Source organism: Pseudomonas sp. 44 R 15 (assembly GCF_900004965.1).
In the GTDB taxonomy this organism is placed as follows: domain Bacteria; phylum Pseudomonadota; class Gammaproteobacteria; order Pseudomonadales; family Pseudomonadaceae; genus Aquipseudomonas; species Aquipseudomonas orientalis_A.
The window spans coordinates 59,356-69,098 of record NZ_CVTU01000102.1; the positions used below are offsets into that span (position 1 = coordinate 59,356).

Here is a 9,743-nt window from a genome sequence, read left to right on the forward strand (position 1 = left end):
GGCTTGCCCCCGATGGCGGAGTGTCAGTCAACTTATCTGTGGCTGACCCACTGCTATCGGGGGCAAGCCCCCTCCCACAGTTGTTTTGTGCCTGGCAAAGAATCTGTGTCAGCCAATTCTGAACAATTGTTCTGAATTGCCCTTGCCCCTGCCTGGCTAAGAGATAGTTGCCCCAGGAAAGCTAGGTCGGGTCCCGAGACGCCGACACCCTGATGCACATCGCTCAGGATCACCCATCGTTGCGGCTTTCCTTGTAAGGAAGCCGACGACATGTTGCCAATCCCTCCACTCAGCGCTTCAGGCCGGTTGCGGCTGCTCATCGCAGCAGGCCTGTGCAGCCAATTGCTGATGCCTGCCTATGCCGTGGCCGACCCTGCCTATGACGCCCTGATCATCCAGGCGCGCAACGGTCACTTCACGCCGGCACTGACCCAACTGCGCCAATTGTCCGCCGAGCGCCAGACGCCAGGCCAGGTCAGCGATCACCTGGTGATTGCCGGTTGGGCCGGGCAGGACGCGGAAGTGGTGAAGGTGTATGAGGCACAGGGCAAGCATCGCAACCTGACCACCCAGGCATTGGCCACGGTGGCGCGCACCTATCGCAATCAAAAGCAGTGGGCCCAGGCCGAGGCGGTCTATCGCCAGGCGCTGCTGCGCGAACCGAATAATATCGACCTGCAACTGGGCCTGGCGCTCACCCAGGCCGATGGCGGCAAGGCCAATGAGGCGGTGCAACGCCTGCGCGCGCTGGTGGCGGCGCAACCGAATGACCCCAACCGCCGCATGGCCCTGGGCTATGCGCTGACCCGCGCCGGCCTGAACTACGACGCACTGTTCGAGTTCGACCAGGCCTTTATCCGTGCCGGCGACAAGCCCGACGTGGCGCGTGAATACATCGTCGCGCTGCAAAAGGCCCGCCTGCCGGAAGCTGCCCTGCGCCTGTCGGCCAGGCGTCCGGGCCTGGTGGACGCGGTGACCCAGCGCCGCCTGGAAGGCGACCTGGCCGCCGAGCGCGTGCGCATCGCCGAGTTCGCCACGCGTACCGAAAAAGAACGCTACGTGGTCGCCGACCGCGCGCTCAATGACTACGACCGACTGATCGCACGCTGGACCCCGGACGCCGGCGCCCATGACGACGTGGTGCGCTGGCGCATCGACCGCCTGGGCGCACTGAAGGCCAGGGCACGTACCGCCGAGGTGATCCGCGAGTACCAGACCTTCAACGCTGAAGGCGTGCAATTGCCCACTTACGCGTTGCGTTGGGTGGCCGCCTCGTACCTCGACCAGCGCCAGCCGGAAAAAGCCGAACCCTTGTATCGCCAGGTGTTGAGTGCGCCGGATGCCGACGCCAGTTACCGCGTCGACGACAGCACCGCGTTGTTCTACGCCCTGCTGGAAAGTGACAAGGTCGAGGACGCCCGCCAGGTCGCCGACACCCTGGCCAAAGAACAGAAGCCCCGCGTCGAACTCAAGGGCTTGCCGATTGGCAACCCCAACGACAACTGGATGGACGCGCAGCAACTCTCCGCCCAGGCCGGCACCTTCGGCGGCGACCTGCCGGGCAGCGAAGCCAACCTGGAAGCGCTGGTGGCCAAGGCGCCAGGCAATATCGGCCTGCGCATCGCCCAGGCCGACATGTACCGCGCCCGTGACTGGCCGCGCCGCGCCGAAGGCACCCTCAAGGAAACCGAAGCCCAGGCGCCCCGCGACATCGGCCTGGAAGTGTCCCAGGCCTACACCGCCATGGACCTGCAGGAGTGGCGCCAGATGGACGCCCTCACCGACGACGTGGTCGCGCGCAACCCGGACAACCGCCAGGTGCAACGTCTCAACCGCCTGCGCGATGTGCATGACATGGCCGAACTGCGCGTCGAGGCCTACACCGGCAAGAGCTACGGCGGCGGCAACAACAACGACGCAGGCGCCGTGGCCGGCAGCCGCGACTGGGGAATTGAAAGCGTGATCTACACGCCGCCCATCGACGAAGACTGGCGCCTGTTCGCCGGTGCCGGCTACGCCACCGCCGACTTCAGCGAAGGCACCGGCCAGCACCGTTGGCAGCGCGTGGGCGTGGAGCGTCGCACCCGCGACATGACGATCGAAGCCGAGGTGTCCAATCACTCCTACGGCGACGGCGCCAAACAAGGCGCGGCAGTGTCGATTGCCCGCGACATCAACGACCACTGGCAGTACGGCGGCAGCGTCGGCTACCTGCTCACCACCACGCCGCTGCGCGCCTTGAACGACGGCGTCACGGCCAATGGCGGCAGTGGTTTTATCCGCTGGCGCGCCAATGAAAGCCGCGAGTGGAAACTGACCCTCAGCCCGTCGCACTTCAGTGACGGCAACGACCGCGTCGAAGCGCTGCTCAGCGGCCGCGAGGGCCTTTACAGCTCGCCCCATGTGCAAGTCGACCTGGGCTTGGAAGTCGGCGCGAGCCGCAACAGCAAGGAAGACACCGCGTACTTCAACCCGAAGTCGGACTTCACGGTGTTGCCCGTGATCAACGTCAACCACGTGCTCTATCACCGCTACGAGACCCAGTGGAGCCAGCAGTTCCAGATCGGCGCGGGCACCTACAGCCAGCGCGACTATTCCACCGGCGGCATCGGCGTTATCGGTTACGGCCAGCGCTTTCGCTGGAACGACGTACTGGAAATGGGCGCCAACCTCAGCCTGATCAGCCGACCTTATGACGGCGACCGCGAACGCGATCTGCGTCTGCTCGTCGACCTCACTTACCGTTTCTAGAAGAGCCTGACCATGACCGTCCTCAGCCGTTGCTTGTTGGTCCTGGGTCTAATGCTGGCCGCCGCGTGCGCCCAGCAACCCGCGCCCTATACCCCACCCGCGCAGCGGCCAACCGCGCTCAACGAAGCGCCGTGGCCGAAAAACCATTTCCTGGGCATTGCCTACCATGACGTCAATGATCGCGACCCGGATCAGGCGGTGGTGGCGGTGCGTACCGAACGCTTGATCGAGCAACTGGCCTGGCTGCGCGAGAACGGCTACCAGGCGGTCAGCGTCGACCAGATCCTGGCTGCGCGCAACGGCGGCCCGGCGCTGCCGCCCAAAGCCATCATGCTCAGCTTCGACGACGGTTATACAAGCTTCTACACCCGTGTAATGCCGATACTGCGCGCCTACCACTGGCCGGCGTTACTGGCGCCGGTGGGCTACTGGATCGACACGCCGCTGAACAAACCGGTGGACTTCGCCGGCTCACCGCGCCCGCGTGGAGAATTCCTCACCTGGCAGCAGATCCGTGAAGTGTCCCAGTCGGGCCTGGTGGAAATCGCCGCGCACACCGACGCCAGCCACACCGGTATTCTGGCCAACCCCCAGGGCAACCTCGAGCCGGCGGCGACCTCGCTGCGCTACGACCCCGCGACCAAACGCTATGAAACCGACGCGCAATTCCAGGCGCGGATGCGTGCGGACGTCGCGGCCATCACGCAAAAAATCCGCACAGTGACCGGCAAGGCGCCACGGGTATGGGTATGGCCATACGGCGCGGCCAAAGGCACCTCCCTGGCCGTCGTCAGCGAGCAGGGCTATCAGATGGCCCTGACCCTGGAAGACGGCCTCGACAGCGCCAGTGATCTGATGAACAGCCCGCGCTTCCTGGTGGCGTCCGACCCGGACGGCGAGCATTTCGCCAACAGCATCGTCGCCGCACAGACCCCGGCACCGATGCGCGTATTGCATGTGGACCTGGACAACGTCTACGACCCGGACCCGGCCCAGCAGGCGCGCAACCTCGACGTACTGGTGCAGCGCGTGGTGGACATGGGCGCCGGCACCGTATTCCTGCAAGCCTTCGCCGACCCCAAGGGTGACGGCCTGGTGCACTCGCTCTACTTCCCCAACCGTCACTTGCCGGTGCGCGCCGACCTGTTCAACCGCGTCGCCTGGCAACTGCACACCCGTGCCCACGCCGCCGTGTATGCCTGGATGCCCGTGCTCAGTTTCGCCCTCGACCCCAAGCTGCCACGCGTGACCCGTTGGGACCCGCAAACCGCCAGGCTGGGGCCTGACCCTGACCAGTACAAACGCCTGTCGCCGTTCGACCCGCAGGTGCGCAAAATCATCGGCGAGATCTACGAGGACCTGGCCCGCAACAGCGCCATCGACGGTGTGCTGTACCACGACGACGCCGTGCTCTCGGACTTCGAAGACGCCAGCCCCGCCGCGCTCAAGGCGTACGCGGCCAATGGTCTGCCGGACACTATCGCCGCTTTGCGCGCCGATCCCGCCACGCTGCAACGCTGGACCCGCTTCAAGAGCCGCTACCTGATCGACTTCACCCAGGAGCTGACCACCAAGGTCCGCGCCATCGCCGGGCCACAGGTGCAGACCGCGCGCAATATCTTCGCCGAGCCGATGCTCAACCCGGACAGCGAGGCCTGGTTCGCGCAGAACCTCGATGACTTCCTGCAGGCCTATGACTGGACCGCGCCGATGGCCATGCCGTTGATGGAAGGCCAGGAAGTGAAGACCTCCAATGCCTGGCTGGAAAAACTGGTGGCGACAATCAAGGCACGCCCCGGCGCCATGGAAAAAACCGTTTTCGAGCTGCAAGCCAAAGATTGGCGCACCAAAGCCGCACCGGATATCAGCGCTGAGCAACTGGCGCAATGGATGGGCGTGCTCAAACGCCAGGGGGTCAAGAGCTTTGGCTATTACCCGGACAACTTCCTGGAAAACTCCCCGGACCTGAAGACTGTACGTCCGGCCCTTTCCAACCAGTGGAACCCTTGATCATGTTCGACAGAATCCTGGCTATATTCGTGCTGGCACTGGTATTGGGTGTGCCCCTGGGCCTGATCTTCCTGGTCACCGGGCAGTTCCTGATGGACTTCGTGTTTTTCTACCCGCTGTTCATGTCCGCGCTGTGGATCGCCGGCGGCCTGTACTTCTGGCTGCACTGGGAACGCCACTGGCCGTGGGAGGAAGACACGCCGGCGCCGACCCTGGCCGGCAACCCGCTGATCTCGATCATCGTCCCTTGCTACAACGAAGGCGATAACGTCGCCGACACCATGGCGGCCGCCCTGGCCCAGGTGTACACGAACATCGAAGTGATCGCGGTCAACGACGGCTCCAGCGACAACACCGCCGCAGTACTCGACGCGCTGGCGCTGCAACACCCACGCCTGCGCGTGCTGCACCTGGCGCAGAACCAGGGCAAGGCCGTGGCCCTGCGCATGGGCGCGGTGGCGGCGCGCAGCGAATACCTGGTGTGCATCGACGGCGATGCGTTGCTCGACAAAAACGCGGCGGCCTACATGGTCGCGCCGATGCTCGACAACCCGCGCCTCGGCGCCGTCACCGGCAACCCGCGTGTGCGCACACGGTCGACCCTGATCGGGCGGGTACAAGTGGGCGAGTTCTCTTCGATCATCGGCCTGATCAAGCGCACCCAGCGCGTATTCGGGCGGATCTTCACGGTGTCGGGTGTGGTGGTGGCGTTCCGTAAGAAGGCGCTGGACCGCATCGATTACTGGAGCACCGACATGATCACCGAGGACATCGATGTCAGCTGGAAGCTGCAACTCGATCACTGGGCGATCTTCTACGAACCGCGTGCGCTGTGCTGGATTCTCATGCCCGAAACCGTTGGCGGCCTGTGGAAGCAGCGCCTGCGCTGGGCCCAGGGCGGCGCTGAGGTGCTGTTCAAGAATATCCGTGGCATCTGGCAATGGCGCCATCGCTACCTGTGGCCGCTGCTGTTCGAATACTGCCTGTCCACCGGCTGGGCGTTCACCTTCCTGCTCTCGGTGGTGTTCTGGGGCCTGGGCAAATTCATGGTGTTGCCGCAGGCGATTACCGTCGACTCCTTGGTGCCGCCGGCGTTTACCGGGTTGGTGCTGGCGATGGTGTGCCTGCTGCAGTTCGCGGTGAGCATCCTGATTGACCGGCGCTACGAAAAAGACCTGTGGAAAACCCTGTTCTGGACCGTGTGGTACCCGATGGTGTTCTGGCTGGTGAGCCTGTTCACCACCCTGGTCAGCTTTCCCAAGGTGTTGTTCAACCAGCACCAGAAACGCGCCCGCTGGGTCAGCCCGGACCGTGGTATCAAACCTGCCCAAGAGGAGGCGTGACGATGAAACTGGTCAGAACCCGCCAGAACCTGGCGATGTGGATTATCGATGTGTTGCTTACCCTGCTGGCCTGGGCCGGCCTGGTCTGGCTGCTGGCCCGGGGCATGAACGCCATGCTCGAAACCCACGGCGGCCCGCGCCTGGAAGCGCCGATCTTCGCTGCGCTCAACACCTTGCAAATCTACCTGTGGATCGCCCTGTTCAACGCCGTGATCCTGATTGCCTGGGCGCGCTACCAGCAACGCAAAGGCCGCAAATTCGCCCAGCGTCGCGCCGAGGCGAATGCCCTCAGCGACCAGCACTTGAGTGAAAGCTTCAACCTGGGCGAGGGCGACCTGGAACAACTGCGCCGCCCCGGCGTGCTGGTGATTCACAACGACGAAGAGGGCGGCGTGGGGGAAATCAAATCCCACGTCTCTCGCGACGTCGAACGCCCCGGCCTGGCCCTGGTGCCCGGCTCGGAAAAAGACAAGGGCCTTGGCTGATATCTTCAGCCCTGCACTACCCAATGTGGATGTGGTTTGATCGTTGATCGTTCCCACGCTCCGCGTGGGAATGCCGCCTGGGACGCTCCGCGTCCCGACGACAACTCAATACGTACAGGTGACGCAGAGCGTCACGGGCTGCATTCCCACGCACAGCGTGGGAACGATCATCTCCAGCGCTGTGAGTGCGCACGGGTTCAAAAAATCTGATTGGATTTCCGATAAATGGGACCCAAATCACAAAACCGCCGCGAACTTTCCTCCGATCCCCGGCACTAACCCTAACTCGACGAAACCTGATGGCTAAATAATGGCGATCACTGTGTGGCAGTCGAACAGCCCTCGAAACAGTTGCCGCCGGTCGGATTAAACGTCTCAGTAATCAGGCCGGTCACTGTTCGATAATTATTTTTTGTTACTAATCATTAGGTTAATCGGAAACACGCTCGAACACCCGACAGCCTCCGCATCTAGGACGGCCGGACGTTCGATGTTAGCTTCCCGGCCCTTGATTTTCGACGGATCGAACATGCCAATGCCACGGACTCGGTTTCTACTATGCACCCTCCTGCTCACTTGCCTGAGCTTGAACACTGCATTCGCTGCCCCCACGCCCGGGGACCAGGACCTGATCCGCGATCGGCAGAACCGCCTGCTTGAAGAGCAACAGCGGCGTCTCCAGGAACTTCAGGACCTGCCCGGCAAAGCGGCCAAACCCGAGGCGCCCACCGCGCCCGCCGACACCCGTTGCTTCCCGATCAAAGACATCGAACTCAAAGGCGCCGACAGCCTGCCGGCCTCCGAGCGCGAGCGCCTGCTCAAGCCCTACGTCGGCCAATGCCTGGGCGTGTCCCAGCTCAACGACCTGCTCAAGGCCATCACCGACTACTACCTCGGCAAAGGCCGCGTCACCAGCCGCGCCTACCTGCCGCAGCAGGACCTGTCCACTGGCCACCTGCAAGTGCTGGTGGTGGAAGGCAAGCTCGAAGCCTTGCGCAGCGCCGAAGGCAGCACCGTGACCGAACGCGAACTGGCCATGGCGTTTCCCGGCAAGGTCGGCGAAGCGCTGAACCTGCGTGAAATCGAGCAACTGGTGGACCAGCTCAACCGCCTGCCGTCCAAACAGGCGCAAATGGAACTGACCCCCGGCAAGCAAGTCGGCGGCAGCGACGTGGTGGTCAAGAACACCGCGCAAAAGCCCTGGCGCGCCAGCCTGTCGCGCAATAACGACGGCCAGAAAAGCACCGGCGAACAGCAATGGGGCGCCGGCCTTGAATGGGACAGCCCGCTGGGCCTGGGCGACCAGTTGATTCTGCGCGGCGGCCATGACGCCATCAGCGACCACCAAAAAACCTCGAAAAACACCATGCTCTATTACAACGTGCCTTGGGGCTGGTGGAACTTCAGCTACACCTACAGCGAGAGCGACTACCGCACCTTCGGCGTGACCGACGACTTCAAATACAAGCAGGACGGCGACAACCAGAACCACCAACTGCGCGCCGAACGAGTGATCCACCGCGACGACGTGAGCAAGACCTCGGTCAACGTCGGCCTCGCGCACCTGCGCACCAACAACTACATCCTCGACGTGCGCACTGCGCCCAGCAGCAACCGCCTCAGCGAACTGCAATTGGGCGTCAACCACGGTCGGCGTATCGGCACGGCCTTCGTCAACCTGGACCTGGGCATGCAAAACGGCATCGGCCTGCTCGACGCCCAGTCCCAGGAAGAGCGCGACGCCTTCGGCCGCCGCCAGCCGAACTCGCGCTACCGCAAATACACCGCCACCGTCAGCTACCTGCAACCGTTCAGTCTGTGGGGCGAGTCGTTCAGCTTCAGCAGCCTGGCCACCGGTCAACGCAGTGAAGACCCGCTGTTCTCGCCCCAGCGCATGAGCCTCGGCGGCTCGGCTTCGGTGCGCGGTTTCAAGGACCAGTTGCTGACCGGCGACAGCGGCGGCTACTGGCGCAACGAAGTGCGCTGGGCGCGCCCGGTGACCCTCGACTGGATGCGCCCGGCCTTCTTCGAATACGGCGCCAGCGTCGGCTACGACCAGGGCGTGATCCGCAACGACCGCTACAACGACAACGTTCATGGCCGCGTGTCCAGCAACTCCCTGGAGCTGTTCGCCCGAGGCAAGAACGTCAGCACCAGCGTGACCTTTGCCAACTCGCTGGAAAGACCCGGAGTCGTCACCGAGCGCGAAGCGCCGATCTACTTCCGCCTGGATTTCTTCCTGTAATTCAACGTTGCGCCGCAGCGAGAAACTGAAAATGGACGTTCGACAATTTGCCTTCCTGGCCCGCCAACCTTCCGCCACCCTGAAACCGCGAAACGCGTTCTTCGGCCTGCCCAAACGCGGGCTGGCGTTGATCCTCGCCAACGCACTGTTCTGGCAACCGCTGCTGGCCCAGGCCGAGGGCATCGTGGTCAGTGCGCCGGGTACCACTGTGGGCGCGGCGGGCAATGGCGTGCCGGTGGTGAACATCGCCACGCCCAACGGCGCAGGCTTGTCCCATAACCAGTTCCAGCAGTACAACGTCGGCCCCAACGGCGTGATTCTCAACAACGCCAACGGCGCGCTGCAAAACACCCAACTGGGCGGGATCATTGTCGGCAACCCCAACCTCAAGGGCGGCGCGGCCAGCGTCATTCTTAACGAAGTCAACGGCGGCAGCGCCAGTCAGTTGCGCGGTTATACCGAAGTGGCGGGGCAGTCGGCCAAGGTCATCGTGGCCAACCCGTACGGCGTGACCTGCGCCGGTTGCGGCTTCATCAACACGCCCAACGTCACCCTCACCACCGGCAAACCCATCATCGACCCCACCGGCCAGCTGAAAAGCTACCAGGTCGATGGCGGCGCCGTGACCATCGATGGCGAAGGCCTGAACGCCAGCAACGTCGACCGCTTCGACATCATCACCCGCTCGGCCAAGATCAATGCACAAATCAACGCCCGCGAACTCAACGTCATCGCCGGGCGCAACGACGTCGATGCACAAAGCCTGAAAACCACCGCCCGCGCCGATGACGGCAGCGCCAAACCCGAGCTTGCGATCGACTCGTCGGCCCTGGGCGGCATGTACGCCGGCGCGATCAAACTGGTGGGCACCGAAGCCGGTGTGGGCGTGAAGCTCGATGGCACCCTGGC

The 9,743-nt window shown here is 63.7% G+C and carries 6 protein-coding genes; all 6 read left to right on the forward strand.

Annotated features, from left to right (window positions below; genetic code table 11):
- The first annotated feature begins 270 nt into the window (after positions 1-270).
- Positions 271-2,751: a poly-beta-1,6 N-acetyl-D-glucosamine export porin PgaA gene (gene pgaA, locus BFP93_RS17890; protein ID WP_065894069.1), complete on the forward strand. Its 2,481-nt coding sequence runs from the start codon at positions 271-273 to the stop codon at positions 2,749-2,751.
- A gap of 12 nt (positions 2,752-2,763) precedes the next feature.
- On the forward strand, positions 2,764-4,761 hold the full coding sequence (gene pgaB, locus BFP93_RS17895) for a poly-beta-1,6-N-acetyl-D-glucosamine N-deacetylase PgaB (protein WP_065894070.1): 1,998 nt from the start codon (positions 2,764-2,766) through the stop codon (positions 4,759-4,761).
- A gap of 2 nt (positions 4,762-4,763) precedes the next feature.
- On the forward strand, positions 4,764-6,104 hold the full coding sequence (gene pgaC / locus BFP93_RS17900) for a poly-beta-1,6-N-acetyl-D-glucosamine synthase (protein WP_065894071.1): 1,341 nt from the start codon (positions 4,764-4,766) through the stop codon (positions 6,102-6,104).
- Positions 6,105-6,106: 2 nt separating this feature from the next.
- A complete protein-coding gene (gene pgaD / locus BFP93_RS17905; protein WP_065894072.1) occupies positions 6,107-6,589 on the forward strand; it encodes a poly-beta-1,6-N-acetyl-D-glucosamine biosynthesis protein PgaD in 483 nt (160 codons plus the stop codon).
- A 535-nt stretch (positions 6,590-7,124) separates the two neighbouring features.
- Positions 7,125-8,834: a ShlB/FhaC/HecB family hemolysin secretion/activation protein gene (locus tag BFP93_RS17910; protein WP_065894073.1), complete on the forward strand. Its 1,710-nt coding sequence runs from the start codon at positions 7,125-7,127 to the stop codon at positions 8,832-8,834.
- 31 nt (positions 8,835-8,865) lie between these two features.
- The coding region (locus BFP93_RS17915) for a filamentous hemagglutinin N-terminal domain-containing protein (protein ID WP_141687943.1) at positions 8,866-9,743 on the forward strand (878 nt) is incomplete at its 3' end.

What these genes read in the sequence shown, in the direction of transcription:
- pgaA (WP_065894069.1), top strand. Translation starts at nt 271, where the DNA reads ATGTTGCCAATCCCTCCACTCAGCGCTTCAGGCCGGTTGCGGCTGCTC.
- pgaB (WP_065894070.1), top strand. Translation starts at nt 2,764, where the DNA reads ATGACCGTCCTCAGCCGTTGCTTGTTGGTCCTGGGTCTAATGCTGGCC.
- pgaC (WP_065894071.1), top strand. Translation starts at nt 4,764, where the DNA reads ATGTTCGACAGAATCCTGGCTATATTCGTGCTGGCACTGGTATTGGGT.
- pgaD (WP_065894072.1), top strand. Translation starts at nt 6,107, where the DNA reads ATGAAACTGGTCAGAACCCGCCAGAACCTGGCGATGTGGATTATCGAT.
- BFP93_RS17910 (WP_065894073.1), top strand. Translation starts at nt 7,125, where the DNA reads ATGCCACGGACTCGGTTTCTACTATGCACCCTCCTGCTCACTTGCCTG.